Below are 16,444 nucleotides of genomic sequence, written 5' to 3'. Positions count from 1 at the left end.
GTAGTATCGTAGGCCGGGTAAGCGCAGCGCCACCCGGCATTTTAGCGCTCGTCGGCCGGAGAACGCGCAACCACCTCCGACGTTTAAACTCTCAATGCCGGACAAAACGAAGCCGCCCTCCGGCATTTCACATTACGATTTCGTCGACTGCTCAAAGCGGCGCAGCAGCTGATTACCACGCTCTACCGCCGAATCCAGCGCCTGTTGCGGGGTTTTCTTGCCGGTCCACACGCTTTCCAGCTCTTCATCCACAATGGTGCGGATCTGCGGCATATTGCCCAGACGCAGCCCTTTGGTGAACGGCAACGGCGGCTTGTTCAGCATCTGACGCGTAGCGATATCCGCCCCAGGGTTCTTGTCATAAAAACCCTGTTTGCGGGTCAGGTTATAAGCCGCTGTGGTGATCGGCAGATAGCCGGTTTTCTGATGCCATTCCGCCGCGTTTTCCGGCTTCGCGAGGAAGTCGAGGAACTTCGCCACGCCGGTGTAAATGTCTTTATCTTTACCCTGCATCACCCACAGGCTGGCCCCGCCGATAATGGCGTTCTGCGGCGCGCCTTTTACGTCCGCGTCATACGGCATCATGCCCACACCGTAGTTGAATTTGGCATAGTGGCGAATGTCCGCCAGCGAGCCGGACGAGGCGGTTGTAATGGCGCAATCACCGTTATAGAACTTCTCGGTCGATTCGTCCTTACGTCCGAAGTAGCTGAAATCGCCTTTCTTATTCAGATCTTCCAGCAAGGCGATATGTTTAACCTGCTCTGGCTTGTTGAACTCCAGCACCGCATCGGTGCCGTCGAAGCCGTTGTTTTTGGTCGCCACCGGCAAACCGTGCCAGGCGCTGAAGTTTTCAATCTGGATCCAGCCCTGCCAGCCGCTGGCGTAGCCGCACTTCATTCCTGCCGCTTTCAGCTTCGCAGTATATTCCGCCAGATCCTGCCAGGTTTTCGGCGGCTGCTCCGGATCTAAACCGGCTTTTTTAAAGGCGTCTTTGTTGTAATACAGGACGGGAGTGGAACTATTGAACGGCTGGGACAGCAGATGTCCGGTTTTAGAATCGGTGTAGTAACCGGAAACGGTCGGCACGAACTGCGACTCGTCGAAATTAATCCCCGCGTCTTTAAACACTTCATAGACTGGTTTAATGGCCTTCGACGCCATCATGGTCGCTGTACCGACTTCATAAACCTGTAAAATGGCCGGCGCGTTGCCGGTACGGAACGCTGCAATCCCCGCGCTCAGGCTCTGTTCATAGTTGCCTTTATAGGTCGGCACAATTTTGTAATCCGGATTGGCCTGGTTAAAACGCTGCGCCAGAGAATCGACTTCTTTACCCAGTTCCCCTTCCATTGAGTGCCAGAACGGAATGGTGGTAACGGCAAGGGCGTTGCCAGCAAATGCCAGACTTAACGCCATTGCCAGTGCTGTATGTCGTAACGGTGTCATTCGGTTATCTCTCTTGTTGTGCCGGATGCGCGGAATCACGCGTTTCGTGTTCGCGAATTAACATGACATGTGCGAATGACAGAAAAATAACTGTTTGATGACGAAGAAATGACAGCCAGGCGTCGGTGGGATGATGGATTGGTGAAGGTTAGATGGCGGGAAATAGCCGGGTGGCGGCTTCGCCTTACCCGGCATATGGGAACTGCGGCCTGTGCTTCCCTCCAGGCCCGGCAAGCGCAGCGCCACCGGGCAAAACGACTTACCCGCCCAAATACGCGCTTCTTACCGCCTCATTCGCCAGCAGGGCGTCACCGGTATCAGACAGCACCACGTGACCGTTTTCCAGCACGTAGCCGCGATCCGCCAGCTTCAGCGCCTGATTGGCGTTCTGCTCAACGAGGAAGATGGTCATTCCCTGCTCGCGCAGTTGCTCGATAGTATCGAAAATCTGCTGGATGATGATCGGTGCCAGTCCCAGGGAAGGTTCGTCCAGCAATAGCAGGCGCGGCTGGCTCATCAGCGCGCGGCCTATCGCCAGCATCTGCTGTTCGCCGCCGGACATAGTGCCCGCACGCTGAATACGACGCTCGTGCAGGCGCGGGAACAGTTCATAGACCCACTTGATACGACTCTGGAACTGATCGCGATCGGCAAAGAAGCCGCCCATCGCCAGGTTCTCTTCTACCGTCATACGCGAGAAGACGCGACGCCCTTCCGGGACAATCGCCACCGCCTCGCGCATAATTTTCGCGGTTTGCCAGTCGGTAATGTCTTTACCGTCAAACACAATACGGCCGCTGGTCGCGCGAGGATCGCCGCACAGGGTACCGAGCAGCGTGGTTTTCCCCGCGCCGTTCGCGCCGATCAGGGTGACGATTTCGCCCTGATTAATGGTCAGGCTGACGTCATGCAGCGCCTGAATTTTACCGTAGTGGGCGCTCACGTTATCGAAGGACAACATCTCTTTTTCCATCTTATGCCTCACCCAGGTAAGCGCGGATCACGTCCGGGTTATTACGAATTTGCTCCGGCGTGCCGTTGGCCAGCGGGGTGCCCTGATTGACGACATAAATGCGGTCGGAGATGCCCATCACCAGCTTCATATCATGCTCAATCAGCAGGATGGTAGTGTTATGGTGACTGCGCAATTCCACGATCAGCTCGTCCAGTTCTTTGGTCTCTTTCGGGTTCAGACCTGCTGCGGGTTCATCCAGCATCAGGATCTCCGGCTGCGTGACCATGCAACGGGCGATCTCCAGACGACGCTGATCGCCATACGCCAGGTTGCTGGCCTGGCGGTTGGCGTGTGCTAACAAACCAATACGCTCCAGCCAGGTGGCCGCACGATCCAGCGCCTCGCTCTGGGCGCGACGGAAGGACGGTGTTTTCAGCAGGCCGGAGAAGACGCCGCTTTTCAGTTGCTGATGCTGCGCCACCAGCAGGTTTTCAATCACCGTCATCTCACGGAACAAACGCACGTGCTGGAAAGTTCGTACCACGCCCATGCGCGCAATCTGCTGGCCCGGTAGCCCTTCCAGATGCTGATCGCGCAGCATAATAGTGCCGCCGGTCGGTTTATAGAACCCGGTCAGACAGTTAAAGACCGTGGTTTTCCCTGCGCCATTGGGGCCGATAAGCGAGACGATCTCCTGTGGATGCAGTTCCAGCGAGACGTTATTGACCGCCAGCAGGCCGCCAAAACGCATCATCAGACCGTTAACCGATAATAATGGCTGACTCATGCCTGCTCTCCTTTCGCCTGACCGTTTTTCAGTTTTAGCTGCGGACGGGTCATCGGCAGAAGCCCCTGCGGACGCCAGATCATCATCAGAACCATCAAACCACCCAGCATCAACATGCTGTATTCGTTAAAATCACGCATCAATTCGCGCGATACCACCAACAGGACCGCCGCCAGGATCACCGCAAATTGCGATCCCATGCCGCCCAGTACCACAATCGCCAGTACAAAGGCCGACTCGGCGAAGGTAAACGATTCCGGGCTGACGAAGCCCTGGCGTGCAGCAAACAGCGTACCAGCAAAGCCTGCGAATGCGGCGCTGATGGTAAAAGCCGTCAGCTTAATACGCGTCGGGTTCAGGCCCAGCGAGCGGCAGGCGATTTCGTCTTCGCGCAGCGCTTCCCACGCGCGGCCCAGCGGCATGCGCAGCAGACGGTTAATCACGAACAGCGAGAATACAACCAGCAGCAGCGCCACCAGATAAAGGAAAATCACCCGATCAGATGGATCGTATTTCACGCCAAAAAAGTTGCTGAAGGTATCCCAGCCGCCCTCGCGCGCGCTGCGGCTGAACTCCAGACCAAACAGCGTCGGTTTCGGGATCTGACTGATACCGTTCGGGCCACCGGTTACTTCGGTATTATTGAGCAGCAGGATACGAACGATTTCACCGAACCCCAGGGTCACAATCGCCAGATAGTCGCCGCGCAGGCGCAATACCGGGAAGCCGAGCAGGAAGCCCGCCGCCGCCGACACCAGCCCGGCCAGCGGCAGGCAGGTCCAGAAGCCGAGACCGTAATAATGATTGAGCAACGCGAAAGTGTAGGCACCGATGGCATAGAAACCGCCGTAGCCAAGCACCAGCAGGCCGGACAGCCCGACCACTACGTTCAGCCCCAGGCCAAGAATGATGTAAATCATGGTCAGGGTGGCGATATCCACCGTCCCGCGCGAGACCATAAACGGCCATGCCACGGCAATCACCAGCAGCGCCAGGAGAAACAGCTTCTGCTTAACCGTTGAGCCATCAATCGCTGGCAGGACAAACTTCGGCCCGGAGACGCTTTTCAGCGACTTCTGGACCACCGGGCGCAGCATCTGGAAGAAAAATACTACCGCCGTACCGATAAAAATCCACTGCCAGCGGATGTCCGCCGCCGTATCGACCACCAGTTTCGTCCCGTTCAGCTCCAGTTGAACGCCCATAAAGACGCCGGCGAGCACGAAGAACATCGCGGCAGAAAGCAACGCCATCGCAAAATGCATCGGTTTCATACTTTCTCTACCTCCGGGCGGCCCAGGATACCGGTCGGCATGACCAGCAGCACCAGAATCAGCAGAGCAAACGACACCACATCTTTATATTCCGTACTCAGATAGGCAGAGGAAAGCGCTTCGGCCACGCCCAAAATCAGGCCGCCGATCATCGCCCCCGGAATACTGCCGATGCCGCCGAGCACCGCGGCGGTAAAAGCTTTCATCCCGGCCATAAAACCGATGTAAGGGTTAATCACGCCGTAGAACTGTCCGAGCAGCACGCCCGCTACCGCCGCCATCGCCGCGCCGATAACGAAGGTCAGCGCAATCACCCGGTCGGTATTAATGCCCAGCAGACTTGCCATTTTCAGGTCTTCTGCACAGGCGCGACAGGCACGTCCCATCCGTGAATAGCGGATGAAAATCGTCAGCGCCAGCATTGCCACGAAGGTCACAATCCAAATCACCAGTTGCATGGTGGTAATGGAGGCAGAGAAGTTTTCGCTACTGCCGACGGTCCACTGGCCGTTAAACAGGCTGGGCAGCGCCACATCGCGCGATCCTTCGGTCAGGCTGACGTAGTTTTGCAGGAAGATCGACATCCCGATGGCGGAGATCAGCGCAATCAGGCGCTTGGAGCTGCGCACCGGGCGGTAGGCCACCCGTTCGATGCTCCAGCCGTAGGCGCTGGCAATCACAATGGCCCCGATGAAACCGGCGGCCACCAGCAGCCAGCCGGTATCAATACCCATCATCATCAGCGCGGCGATGATCATAAAGGAGACGTAGCTACCAATCATGTAAACCTCGCCGTGGGCGAAGTTGATCATGCCGATAATGCCGTAAACCATCGTATAGCCGATGGCGATCAGCGCGTAGGTGCTTCCCAGCGTGACGCCGTTAAACATCTGCTGCAAGAAATAGAGAAACTGCTCGGACATAAAATAACCTTTCTCAACCCGCCCGGACGGAGCCGGGCGGCGGGACTATTATTTGGCTGCCGTGGAAGATCCATCGGCGTGCCACTGGAAGACACCAAACTCAAATCCCTTCAGATCGCCTTTTTCATCCCAGTTCAGCGGCCCAATCACGGTATTTGCCCCGTGCGCTTTCAAATCTTTCACTAAATCCAGCGGTTCCTGACTGCCGCTGCGATCCATCGCCGTTGCCAGCGACTGCACGGCAGCGTAGGTGATCCAGACGTAAGGTCCGCTTGGATCTTTTTTCTCCGCCGTCAGCGCATCAACGATACCCTTGTTTGCCGGATCCTGGTCATAACGTTTTGGCATTGTGACCAGCATCCCTTCCGCCGCATCGCCGGCGATGTTGGAAAGCGAGGCGTTACCCACGCCTTCCGGTCCCATAAACTGCGTTTTCAGGCCGACGGATCGCGCCTGGCGCAGCATCTGCCCCATCTCCGGGTAGTAGCCGCCGTAATACACGAAATCGATATTCTCTTTCTTCAGGCGGGCGATCAGCGCGGAAAAATCTTTCTCACCGGCGGTGATGCCATCAAAGAAGACGATATTAGCATTGCCTTTTTTCAGGCCATCCTGCACCGAGCGCGCCAGCCCTTCGCCGTACTGCTGCTTGTCGTGAATAATGGCGATACGCTGCGGCTTCACCGTTTCCAGAATATATTTTGCAGCGGTCGGCCCCTGCGACGAATCCAGCCCGGCCGTACGCATGATGTGCTGATAGCCTCGCTGAGTCAGTTCAGGGTTAGTTGCCCCCGGCGTGATCATCAGAATGCCTTCATCCTCATAGATATCAGAGGCAGGCTGCGTCGAGGAGGAGCAGAGATGCCCGATAACATACTGGATGCCGTCATTGACGATTTTGTTAGCGACGGCCACCGCCTGTTTTGGATCGCAGGCGTCGTCATATTCCACGCCGACCAGTTTGTTGCCCTTTACGCCGCCTTTAGCATTAATGTCTTTAATCGCCTGACGCGCGCCGTTGAACTCCATATCGCCCCACTGGGCTACCGGACCGGACATTGCGCCGACGACAGCGACTTTAATGTCATCCGCCATTGCGGTGTGTGAGCACGCCAGCGCGATGATGCCCGCAATGAGTGTTTTTGCATTCCTTTTCATACTTCTGAATCCCCGTTCGTGATGATGTAAATATTTTGTTTTTTTATGGTTAAAAAGCATTCTGTACTTTTTGTAAACAACGCTACTTTTACCAGCATCTTTAATGGTTTAGCACTGTTTTATGGCGTAATGCAGACTAAAATCTCTATATTTCAGTCTATTAAGCAGAGATAATATTCTGTATTAAGGCGGAGATAAACAAAAAAAGTCCGCATCACAGCATAAAATAACGGGACAATACGCGGAATAAAACGCTACCTGTCAGGTTAAAATTCTGCTTATTTTTCGATCCTTACTGTTTCACGCTGCGCTTTGGACTTGTCAAAAATTAATCACCTGATGAATGCTTCAAAAAAGAGAAAGCGTATGCCAGAAGAAAATGAGTAAAATCGTCATACTTTTTTGCTTTGGATATGCCGCAAATGAAACTGACCATCATCCGCCTGGAAACACTGAGCGCTCAGGATTATGTCGATCTGGGTAAAATCTGGCCGGAGTATTCACCCTCTTCGCTACGCGTTGATGATACTCATCGTCTCTACGCGGCACGATTTAATGAACGGTTGCTCGGTGCAGTCCGCGTAACGTTAAGCGGTACCGAAGGCGCACTGGATTCCCTGCGCGTGCGCGAAGTGACCCGCCGTCGCGGCGTCGGTCAGTATCTGGTGGAAGAGATTGTGCGCGATAACCCTGACATCGCCTCCTGGTGGATGGCGGATGTCGGCGTGGAAGACCGGGGCGTGATGGCGGCGTTTATGCAGGCGCTGGGCTTTACCGCGCAGGCGAACGGCTGGGAGAAGCGGTAGCGCTACATGAGTTCACCTTTCGGCGCCGACATAAGGAGTTCTTGCAACGATACCCGCCATTACTGGGTGTTTACTCCCCCAACTTCGGTACGATAACCTTCATCACGCTTATTTCGCCTGTAAATAACAGGCAGACTGGCGGTTGAGCGTCAATAACGGTAGCCCATTTTTGCCTGACGGGCAGCAATAAATACGTCGGTACCGTTTTATTGATGACCATCGGACGCCTTTTATTTTCCCGGGGAATCATTCTTCACAGTACAAACACCTGAAGAAGCCCCTTGTTATTAAAGGGGTAATGCTATGACTGGTTTATTAGGGTGGCGAGCAGCCTTACTGGCACTCCTGCTGATCCTGATAACAGAGAATACCCCTGCCGCCGTGAATATGGTCCGATTACAGCCCAATGCGGCGCGAACCTATGAACATATTCTTTCCTTCGACTCCCGCGCCCGTTTCGCCCCGGACGGCCGGATGGAAGTGCAGGAAAATATCACCGTGATTTCGTTGGGCAAGGAGATCCGGCGCGGTATTTTTCGCACTCTTCCCCTCTCCTGGCATCGTCCTGACGACAAGATGTTCAGCGTCGATTATCAGATCCAGTCGGTTTCCCGCAACGAAGTAGCGGAACCTTACAGCCTTGAAACCTCAGGCAAGACGCTGACGGTGCGTATTGGCAACACCGATCGCACCCTGAAGCCAGGCATTTACCGCTATGAAATTCGCTATCAGGTCAGCAACCATTTCAGCCGTTGTTCTGACGGGGATGAGCTTTACTGGAACGTAACGGGCAACGACTGGAACTGGCCCATTAGCCAGGCCAGTTTTCATCTGCAATTGCCTGACGCAGCGGGTTATTTGAATGAAGACGGTAAAGATACCCGTCTGCGCTCAATCGATGTCTATACCGGGCCACTGGGGGCAAAACAGCATAATGCCATTTTGCGCCCTGATGGCGGCGTTGAAACCTCGCAGCCGCTGAAAAAAGGGGAAGGTCTGACCGTTGTTTATACCTGGCCACGCACGGTACTTGCCCGGGCACCCACCCCGCAAACCACTGCGCCCCTGGCGCATGTGCTGTTGCCGACGCTGAATACCAGCATACTGTGGCTCCCTGTGCTGCTGATGGGGTTGTATTACCTGCTCTGGTGGTGGAGAAACGTGACGCCAGACGGACTGAAAATGCCGCCTGTGACGCCGCAATATAGCCTCCCCGCCGGTATGTCGCCGGGCTACCTGCGCTTTATCACCCGCCGGATTTATGATGATGTGGCTTTTACCAGCGATCTGCTGGGGCTGGTAGCCAAAGGAGGTATGACGCTCAGTATGACCTCCGACAACGCCCCATCGTTAACCCGTCTGTCTGCCGGAGGGAATCCACGTTTAACGGCGGACGACCAGAAATTACTGAACATCCTTTTTGGCGGTAATGGCAGCCGTATCGATCTGCGCATCGCCCGTCAGCCGATGGTCAACCACGCGCGTAAATGGTTAACTCAGCGCTGTGAAGCGCAACGGGAACTGCTTTTCCGGAAATGGGGTAAACCCGTACGTCGCTGTATTTTGCTTGCCCTGTTCATTCCGCTGATTTGTGGAATATTTTTTAATACTCCGGTCGCAGTACTGACGCTGCCGGGACTGCTTATGCTGATTCCGGGACTGATACTTTTGCTGGTCTTCCTGATAGCGATCTTCAATCCGCGCGAAACCGGACGCAACAGAGGTCTGGTGCTGCTGTTTTCGTTTTTAGTCGGCGCGGGATTAATTACAGGATGTACGGTGTTCCTGTCGGCCATGCTGCCTCCCCTTGAGCAGATCCCGGCAGGTTATCCCGGCGCACTCGCCGTCGCTATCGTACTGTGCCTGCTTTTTTGCTGGATCACCCCGCGTTATACCCAGCGCGGACTGAATGCGCTGGCGATGGCAAAAGGGCTGAAGCGCTACCTCAAAATGGCGGAAAAACATCACCACCAGACGGTTTACCAGCCCCGTCAGACGATACTCAGTTTTGAAAGCCTGCTGCCTGCCGCGCTGGCGCTCGGCGTGGGAAAATCCTGGATGAATGGTTTTACGGCATATCTGAGCGGCATCGGCGCGACGTCAACCGCATTCTCCGGCGCTGACTGGACACATCTGCATCATCTTAACCACGCTATTTACAGTTCTTCTCAGGAGATGCCGACGTTTAACTCGCACAGCGGCTCATCCGATTCAGGCTCCAGCGGGTCGGATTCAGGTTCAGGCGGGTCGGGGTCATCGGACAGCGGTTCGTCCGGCGGCGGTTCGGGAGGCGGCGGTGGTGGCGGGTGGTAGATGATTTACACATTACGCTATATCTGACGCAAAAAGCGATTCGATGGATTTCACAGGATAAAAGAGCGCTTGATGATTCTCGCCTGATAGTGGAATAAACCCCAGGCTAAGATAAAACGCTCTGGCGTTATCATTTAGCGCCTCCACAAACATGCCGTGGATGCCGACAGCCTGAGATGCGCCAAAAATAACCTTCATAGCATGGGTTACAAGCATGGTTCCCCATCCCTGGCCCTGAAGCCTTTTGTCTACGGCCAGACGCCCGAGCGTGATGCTGGGCACGTTTCGATAAGGTGTTTGTTTCTGTTGCGTTTTTGAGGGAAGAGACGCTTTTTCAAAGCAGCTCCCGGAAAGCGTGTAGTACCCCAAAACAGCAGGAACAGGCCCTGTGGTTCTGAGCACATAGCCACGCAGGCTTTTTCTATGGTGCTGACGCCTGAGATGTTCAAATAAAAAGCGGTTTAATGTCTCTTCGCCGCAGTCAAATTCGTTGAGGTTATATTCTGTCGCGTCAGCAAAAAGCTCAATAATTAACTCGTCCACGCTTTACTCCATGTTTTGTAGACGTCTGGCTGCTTTTTTCAGTTTTTCATTGGGTTCAGGTGGGTTGCTGAGTGCATCCATCACACGCGCCCACGATTCATCATTCAGGACCATCCGACGATGTTGTTCAATCACCTGTGCGGCACGTTCAGACGCGCTGCGCAGCATAAATTGAGTGATTGTCTGGTTGGTGAGTACAGCCGCCTCTTCAATCATGCCTTTATCGTCATCGCTGAGCCTGAGATCGATGCGCTGTTTCTTTAGTACAGGCATAGTTCCTCTCAATATGTACGGTGTTAATCCGTACATATAATAATCCCAGTAAGCGCGTATTTCAACATGGGGGTGAGGAGAGTTTCCAAAGGAATACCCTCCCCTAAACGGCTGCCTCTCGTTCAGATCTCCTGATCATGATATTGATAACCATAACGAACAAACAAATGAATATATAAGCGCAAATGAAGAAACTGAAGGACGCTCCCCCGTAATCCGCCGTCACACGGCACCAGCGTTACTGGTCGATGAGGCCGACCATAGACAGAAAAGATTCAAAAAAATCCTCCGACAATGTTGCCGGAGGATTTGTGTATAAGAGGCACCCTTAACGGAGAGGGTTAAGCAAAATCATTACTTCGCGTCGGTCGCCGTGCCGTTGGCGTGCCAGTCAAAGACGCCGAATTCAAAACCTTTCAGGTCGCCTTTTTCATCCCAGGACAACGGCCCCATCACCGTCTCGACTTTATTCGCCTTCAGGTATTTAGCGATTTCTTCCGGCTCGTCAGACTGGTTCAGACCGGCCTGGAGAGATTGCAGCGCTGCGTAGGTGGTCCACACGAATGCGCCGCTCGGATCTTGTTTCTTCGCTTTGATCGCATCCACAATTGGTTTGTTCGCCGGAACCTGATCGTAGTTCTTCGGTTTGGTCACCAGCATGCCTTCGGCGGAGTCGCCGGCGATGTTAGACAGCGAGACGTTCGCTACCCCTTCCGGTCCCATAAACTGCGTTTTCAGACCCGCCGCGCGCGCCTGGCGCAGGATCTGACCCATTTCCGGGTGATAACCACCGTAGTAAACGAAATCGATGTTTTCTTTCTTCAGACGCGCCACCAGGGTGGAGAAATCTTTCTCGCCTGCGGTGATACCGTCGAAGAACACCACGTTCGCGTTGCCTTTCTTCAGGTTGTCCTGAACCGCACGGGCCAGACCTTCGCCGTACTGCTGTTTATCGTGAACAATCGCGATGCGCTGCGGCTTCACTTTCTCAAGGATATATTTCGCGGCAGTCGGCCCCTGATCGGAATCCAGACCGGTAGTACGGAGAATCAGCTTGTAACCACGGGCGGTCAGTTCCGGCGCGGTTGCCGCTGGGGTGATCATCAGAATACCTTCGTCTTCATAGATATCCGACGCGGGCTGAGTTGAGGATGAGCACAGGTGGCCGATAACATATTTAATGCCGTCGTTAACCACTTTGTTTGCTACCGCCACCGCCTGTTTCGGGTCGCAGGCATCGTCATATTTTACGATGGTCAGTTTGTTGCCTTTCACACCACCTTTGGCGTTGATATCGGCGACGGCTTGTTCAGCGCCGGTAAACTCCTGGTCGCCATACTGCGCTACCGGGCCTGACATTGCGCCGACCACGGCCACTTTAATGTCTTCAGCCAGCGCCATGTTGCTCAACGACAGCGCGATACATCCTGCCAGTAACGCTTTACCCTTCATTTTCATCCTGAGATTCCCCATTATTGCGGTTATTACGTGTGTTGTGATGTTGTTATGCGACACATTATTTTGATTGTAAGAGTGCCGATCGTGTCTTTTCAGCATTCTATGCTAAAACATACCCCATTTTTATGATTTTGGAATAGCTAATTTGTCGCAGTAATAAGAAGCGGCAGAAGGGGATCCCCGGCAAGCGCAGCGCTACCGGGGAAAAATGGCAGATTTAGCGCGTCAACGCGCGATAAATAATATCCAGCGCCTTGCGGAACTGCGCTTCCGGGATCGTCAGCGGGTAGAGAAAACGGATGACATTGCCGTAGACGCCACAACTCAGCAGCAGCAGTCCTTCGCCCAGCGCGGTTTCCAGCACCTGTCGGGTAAACTCTGGCGAAGGTTGGCCGGTCTGCGGATCGTTAAATTCAACCGCGACCATTGAGCCTTGCGCACGAACATCGGCAATGAATGCGCACTCTGAGCGGGCGTTATTAAGCACTTCCACCAGATGCGCCCCCAGTTCACGGGCGCGGGCGCACAACTGTTCTCCGTCAATCACATCCAGTACCGCATGCGCGGCGGCAATCGCCAGCGGATTCCCCGCATACGTTCCGCCCAGGCCGCCCGGCGCTGGCGCATCCATCACGTCAGCGCGCCCGGCCACGGCAGAGAGCGGCATGCCGCCCGCCAGACTTTTCGCCATGGTGATAAGATCCGCTTTTTGCGCGTAATGTTCCATCGCAAACAGTTTGCCGGTACGGGCAAAGCCGCTCTGAACCTCGTCGGCAATCAGCAAAATCCCGTGGGTGTCACACAATTCACGCAACGCCTGAATAAAGTCCGGCGGCGCGATGTTAAATCCGCCTTCACCCTGCACCGGCTCCAGAATAATAGCGGCCACTTGATCCGGCCCGATATCGGCTTTGAAAATACGTTCGAGACTTTTCAGCGCATCCGCCGTGCTGACGCCGTGCAGTTCGTTCGGGTAAAGCGCATGGAAGACGGAGCCAGGGAACGGGCCGAAGCCAATTTTGTAGGGCGCAACTTTGCCGGTCAGCGCAAGAGTCATAGAGGTACGGCCGTGGAAGCCGCCACCAAAAGCAATAATGCCCGGACGGCGGGTATAAGCGCGCGCTATTTTTACCGCATTTTCTACCGCCTCAGCGCCGGTGGTGAAGAACGCGGTTTTCGCCACGCCATCGATCGGCACCCGGGCGTTAATGCGCTCAGCCAGCGAAATATAGCTTTCGTAAGGAACGATTTGATAGGCGGTATGGGTGAACGCCTGAAGCTGTTTTTCAATGGCGGCCACCACGTCCGGATGGCGATGTCCGGTATTCAGCACGGCGATACCGGCTGCAAAATCAATAACTTCATGTCCTTCACTGTCCCACAGCGTCGCGTTTTCCGCCCGTTCGGCATAGAAGCCACACATGACGCCGATGCCGCGCGGTGTTGCCTGTAAACGCCGCTGATTGAGTGATTCATTACTCACGATAACCCCCTGCCACAAGAAGTCCGAAACCAATAGAGCGCACAGCTAATTGTTTGCCATAGCGTGAATTAACGCCAGTGAATGTAAGGAGTCAGACAGAGGAAAGGATTATGGTAGGGAGGCAGAAAACAAAAACCCCCGGACGTGTCCAGGGGTTATCGGGGTATGACGCGAATTACGCTTCGATAGCGGCGCGCAGTTTCTTCATCGCGTTCTTTTCGAGCTGACGCACACGTTCCGCAGAGACACCGTAACGATCGGCCAGTTCCTGTAGCGTGGACTTGTTATCGTCGTCCAGCCAGCGGGCGCGAATGATGGCCTGGCTACGCTCGTCGAGGCCCTGCATCGCATCGGTCAGCTTGTTCGCCGCCTGCTCTTCCCAGTTGTCGTCTTCAATGCCGTCGGCAAAGTTAGACGTTTTGTCCTGGAGGTAGAGCACCGGTGCCATTGGCTGACTATCGGACTCATCGTCGGAAGACATATCAAAGGTCATGTCCTGCGCCGCCATCCGCGATTCCATCTCACGCACGTCTTTACTGGTAACGCCCAGCTCACGCGCCACGATTTCCACTTCATCCTGGTTAAACCAGCCCAGACGCTGCTTGTTTTTACGCAGGTTAAAGAACAGTTTACGCTGTGCTTTAGTGGTGGCGACCTTCACGATACGCCAGTTACGCAGCACATATTCGTGAATTTCAGCTTTGATCCAGTGCACGGCAAAGGAGACCAGGCGCACGCCTACTTCAGGGTTAAAACGGCGCACGGCTTTCATCAGGCCGATGTTACCTTCCTGAATCAGATCAGCCTGCGGCAGACCATAGCCCGAGTAGTTACGAGCAATATGAACAACAAAGCGCAGGTGTGACAGGATCAGCGTCTTAGCTGCTTCCAGATCGCCCTGGTAATGCAGCTTTTCAGCGAGCGCCCGCTCTTCATCGGCCGTCAACATCGGCCATGCGTTCGCAGCCCGGATGTATGATTCCAGGTTACCAACAGGGGCTAAAGCTAAAGTTTGCATTTCTTTGGTCATTCAAATCCTCTCAATTTACAGCTTACCGGCAGCGGCTTGTTCTGGGGTACAGCAACAAACGTGCCAGTGCGTATGAGCAACGAGAATATCATCCACTCTTTTATCAGACCGTGATTTTATCCACAAGTTCAATGCAACTGTGTGAATAGATTACGCACAAAATGTGACAAATCATTGAAAGAGTCAGGCAAGGGAAGACGGGGATGGTTGACTACGCTTCCCCTGCACAGGGAATATTGCATTGCAGGGGAAGAGTATATCAGAAAATCATTAGTCAGGCGTAAAGTGACGTAAATGTTGCACCGTGGCCAGCCAGGCGGCCACCCAGCCAATCATCGAACACACCAGCAGCAGCAGCAGGCACTCATCAAAAGAGAGGCCGCTGAGCGAAAACTGGGTGCCGAACACTTTCGCCACTTCGGTCACCGCTGAAGATAAGCGCATGACTAAAATCTCTGAGAGGATCAACGACAGTAGCGCGCCGGAGAAACCCAGCACCGCCCCACCGTAGAGGAACGGGCGCAGAATGAAACCGTCCGTCGCACCGATCAGCTTTTGCACGTTAATGCTGTCACGGCGGGCAAAGATGCTCAGGCGCACGCTGTTACCGATGACCAGGAACACCGCGGCGATCATCAGTACGCCGATCATCGCCGATACCCGACCCACCAGCCCGGTGAGCGAGGCCAGACGCGCAAACCAGCTGTCGTCCATCCGCACTTCATCCACGCCCTGCACGCGGCTGACGCGGTCGCGCAGGGTATTAAGCGAGTCGGTGCTCTGGAAATCCAGTTTAGGGATCACTACCGCCACGGCAGGAAGCGGGTTCTCCTCCAGCATGTCCAGCGCGCCGCCAAAGCCTGACCAGTTACGGAACTCGCCCAGCGCTTCGTCACGCGACAGGTAGTTGACTTTATCGACGCCCTGCTCTGCCTGAAGCTGCCCCACCACGCGGGCTGCGGCATCGTCATCCAGCGCTTTGTCCAGATAGACAGTGATTTGCGGAGAAGGATAATACTGCGCCGCCGCTTCGCTGACGTTCTTGTACACCATATAGCAGACGCTCGGCAGCGTCAGGGAAATGGCGATCACCATCACGGTGAGGAAGGTCGCAAACGGCTTGCTTTTAAGATCCTGGACCGCGCCGTGCCAGGCATAACGCACCTGCTCGTTAAAGACGTTAGTCTTGCGGGAGGCAGCTTTTGGCGCAGGTTTACTGCGCTTTGGCGCACCGCGGTTACCGTCGCCGGACGCGCCCTTCGGCTTACGAAAGCGGTCGAATCGATTACCAAACTGCCTGATATGATTCACAGCGTCGCGTTTATTCACCGTGATGGCCTCCATGCAAATGACCGTCGCTGAGGGTCAGCATCGGATACGTTCGACGCGAAATCAGCCCGATATCGTGCGTCGCCATCAGTACCGTGACCCCAACGCGGTTAAACTCTTCAAACAGGCGTAAAATGCCTTCAGACAGCGCGTCATCCAGGTTACCGGTCGGTTCATCCGCCAGCAACACGGCGGGTTTATTCACCACCGCACGGGCGATACCCACGCGCTGCTGTTCACCACCGGAGAGCTGAATAGGAAAGTTTTTTGCCTTATCAAGCAGTCCGACTTTATCCAGCGCCGCTGAAACGCGACGACGAATATCATCGCCGCTGGCTCCCGCGATGATCAGCGGAATAGCCACGTTATCGAATACCGTGCGATCCATCAGCAAGTGGTGATCCTGGAAGATCATCCCGATTTGCCGGCGTAAAAACGGCACTTCGCGGTTTTTAAGCCGACTGATGTCGTGACCGCTGAAGTAAATTTTCCCGGCGCTGGGCCGCTCGATGCCACAGATCAGCTTAAGCAGCGTACTTTTCCCTGCGCCGGAATGCCCGGTCAGGAAGGCCATCTCGCCTTGTTGCAGGTGAAAAGTCACCCCCTGCAACGCTTGTCTCCCGCCGAGATAGGCTTTGCTGACGTGTTCAAAGCGAATCATTG

The 16,444-nt window shown here is 54.8% G+C and carries 15 protein-coding genes; 2 read left to right on the top strand and 13 right to left on the bottom strand.

Annotation, left to right across the window (positions count from 1 at the left end; genetic code table 11):
• Window positions 1-132: 132 nt before the first annotated feature.
• The 6 genes from ugpB to livK form a co-directional block, all read right to left on the bottom strand.
• Complete coding sequence (gene ugpB / locus ACMGGS_RS08220) at window positions 133-1,449, bottom strand: sn-glycerol-3-phosphate ABC transporter substrate-binding protein UgpB (RefSeq protein WP_414165714.1); 1,317 nt, start codon at window positions 1,447-1,449, stop codon at window positions 133-135.
• 259 nt (window positions 1,450-1,708) lie between these two features.
• Window positions 1,709-2,422, bottom strand: coding sequence for a high-affinity branched-chain amino acid ABC transporter ATP-binding protein LivF (livF, locus tag ACMGGS_RS08215; protein WP_194207409.1), 714 nt, complete (start codon window positions 2,420-2,422; stop codon window positions 1,709-1,711).
• Between the two features lies 1 nt (window position 2,423).
• Window positions 2,424-3,191, bottom strand: coding sequence for a high-affinity branched-chain amino acid ABC transporter ATP-binding protein LivG (gene livG, locus ACMGGS_RS08210; RefSeq protein ID WP_176919432.1), 768 nt, complete (start codon window positions 3,189-3,191; stop codon window positions 2,424-2,426).
• Window positions 3,188-4,465 carry a branched chain amino acid ABC transporter permease LivM gene (gene livM / locus ACMGGS_RS08205; protein ID WP_176919433.1) on the bottom strand — a complete coding sequence of 426 codons (1,278 nt, stop codon included), beginning with the start codon at window positions 4,463-4,465 and terminating at the stop codon, window positions 3,188-3,190. The genes livG and livM overlap by 4 nt, the downstream gene beginning before the upstream one ends.
• A complete protein-coding gene (gene livH / locus ACMGGS_RS08200) occupies window positions 4,462-5,388 on the bottom strand; it encodes a high-affinity branched-chain amino acid ABC transporter permease LivH (protein WP_176919434.1) in 927 nt (308 codons plus the stop codon). The genes livM and livH overlap by 4 nt, the downstream gene beginning before the upstream one ends.
• A 48-nt stretch (window positions 5,389-5,436) precedes the next feature.
• Window positions 5,437-6,546 carry a high-affinity branched-chain amino acid ABC transporter substrate-binding protein LivK gene (gene livK / locus ACMGGS_RS08195; RefSeq protein ID WP_414165713.1) on the bottom strand — a complete coding sequence of 370 codons (1,110 nt, stop codon included), beginning with the start codon at window positions 6,544-6,546 and terminating at the stop codon, window positions 5,437-5,439.
• A gap of 422 nt (window positions 6,547-6,968) precedes the next feature.
• Here livK and panM point away from each other — a divergent pair, with 422 nt between their 5' ends.
• Together panM and ACMGGS_RS08185 are read left to right on the top strand one after the other, a co-directional pair.
• On the top strand, window positions 6,969-7,352 hold the full coding sequence (panM, locus tag ACMGGS_RS08190) for an aspartate 1-decarboxylase autocleavage activator PanM (RefSeq protein WP_194207412.1): 384 nt from the start codon (window positions 6,969-6,971) through the stop codon (window positions 7,350-7,352).
• Window positions 7,353-7,655: 303 nt separating this feature from the next.
• Window positions 7,656-9,665 (top strand): DUF2207 domain-containing protein, encoded by a 2,010-nt coding sequence (locus ACMGGS_RS08185; protein ID WP_414165712.1) that lies wholly within the window; start codon window positions 7,656-7,658, stop codon window positions 9,663-9,665.
• Window positions 9,666-9,677: 12 nt separating this feature from the next.
• Here the strand turns inward: ACMGGS_RS08185 and ACMGGS_RS08180 are convergent, their stop codons facing one another.
• From ACMGGS_RS08180 to ftsE, 7 genes are all read right to left on the bottom strand, one after another.
• Window positions 9,678-10,208: a GNAT family N-acetyltransferase gene (locus tag ACMGGS_RS08180; protein WP_414165711.1), complete on the bottom strand. Its 531-nt coding sequence runs from the start codon at window positions 10,206-10,208 to the stop codon at window positions 9,678-9,680.
• A gap of 3 nt (window positions 10,209-10,211) precedes the next feature.
• Window positions 10,212-10,481 carry a DUF1778 domain-containing protein gene (locus tag ACMGGS_RS08175; protein WP_176919441.1) on the bottom strand — a complete coding sequence of 90 codons (270 nt, stop codon included), beginning with the start codon at window positions 10,479-10,481 and terminating at the stop codon, window positions 10,212-10,214.
• A 354-nt stretch (window positions 10,482-10,835) separates the two neighbouring features.
• The gene (gene livJ / locus ACMGGS_RS08170) at window positions 10,836-11,939 is read right to left on the bottom strand and encodes a branched chain amino acid ABC transporter substrate-binding protein LivJ (protein ID WP_103675794.1); all 1,104 of its coding nucleotides are present in this window, start codon (window positions 11,937-11,939) and stop codon (window positions 10,836-10,838) included.
• A gap of 217 nt (window positions 11,940-12,156) precedes the next feature.
• Window positions 12,157-13,422 (bottom strand): 4-aminobutyrate--2-oxoglutarate transaminase, encoded by a 1,266-nt coding sequence (locus tag ACMGGS_RS08165; protein ID WP_414165710.1) that lies wholly within the window; start codon window positions 13,420-13,422, stop codon window positions 12,157-12,159.
• 175 nt (window positions 13,423-13,597) lie between these two features.
• A complete protein-coding gene (gene rpoH, locus ACMGGS_RS08160) occupies window positions 13,598-14,452 on the bottom strand; it encodes an RNA polymerase sigma factor RpoH (protein ID WP_176919445.1) in 855 nt (284 codons plus the stop codon).
• 270 nt (window positions 14,453-14,722) lie between these two features.
• Complete coding sequence (gene ftsX, locus ACMGGS_RS08155; RefSeq protein ID WP_414165709.1) at window positions 14,723-15,781, bottom strand: permease-like cell division protein FtsX; 1,059 nt, start codon at window positions 15,779-15,781, stop codon at window positions 14,723-14,725.
• Window positions 15,774-16,442, bottom strand: a complete 669-nt coding sequence (gene ftsE, locus ACMGGS_RS08150) for a cell division ATP-binding protein FtsE (RefSeq protein WP_276161680.1) — start codon at window positions 16,440-16,442, stop codon at window positions 15,774-15,776. Before ftsE ends, ftsX begins: the two co-directional genes overlap by 8 nt.
• Window positions 16,443-16,444: the final 2 nt, after the last annotated feature.

The sequence above is a fragment of the Superficieibacter sp. BNK-5 genome, assembly GCF_047456055.1.
Taxonomy (GTDB): Bacteria; Pseudomonadota; Gammaproteobacteria; order Enterobacterales; family Enterobacteriaceae; genus Superficieibacter.
This window is presented reverse-complemented; position numbering and strand designations above follow the sequence as displayed.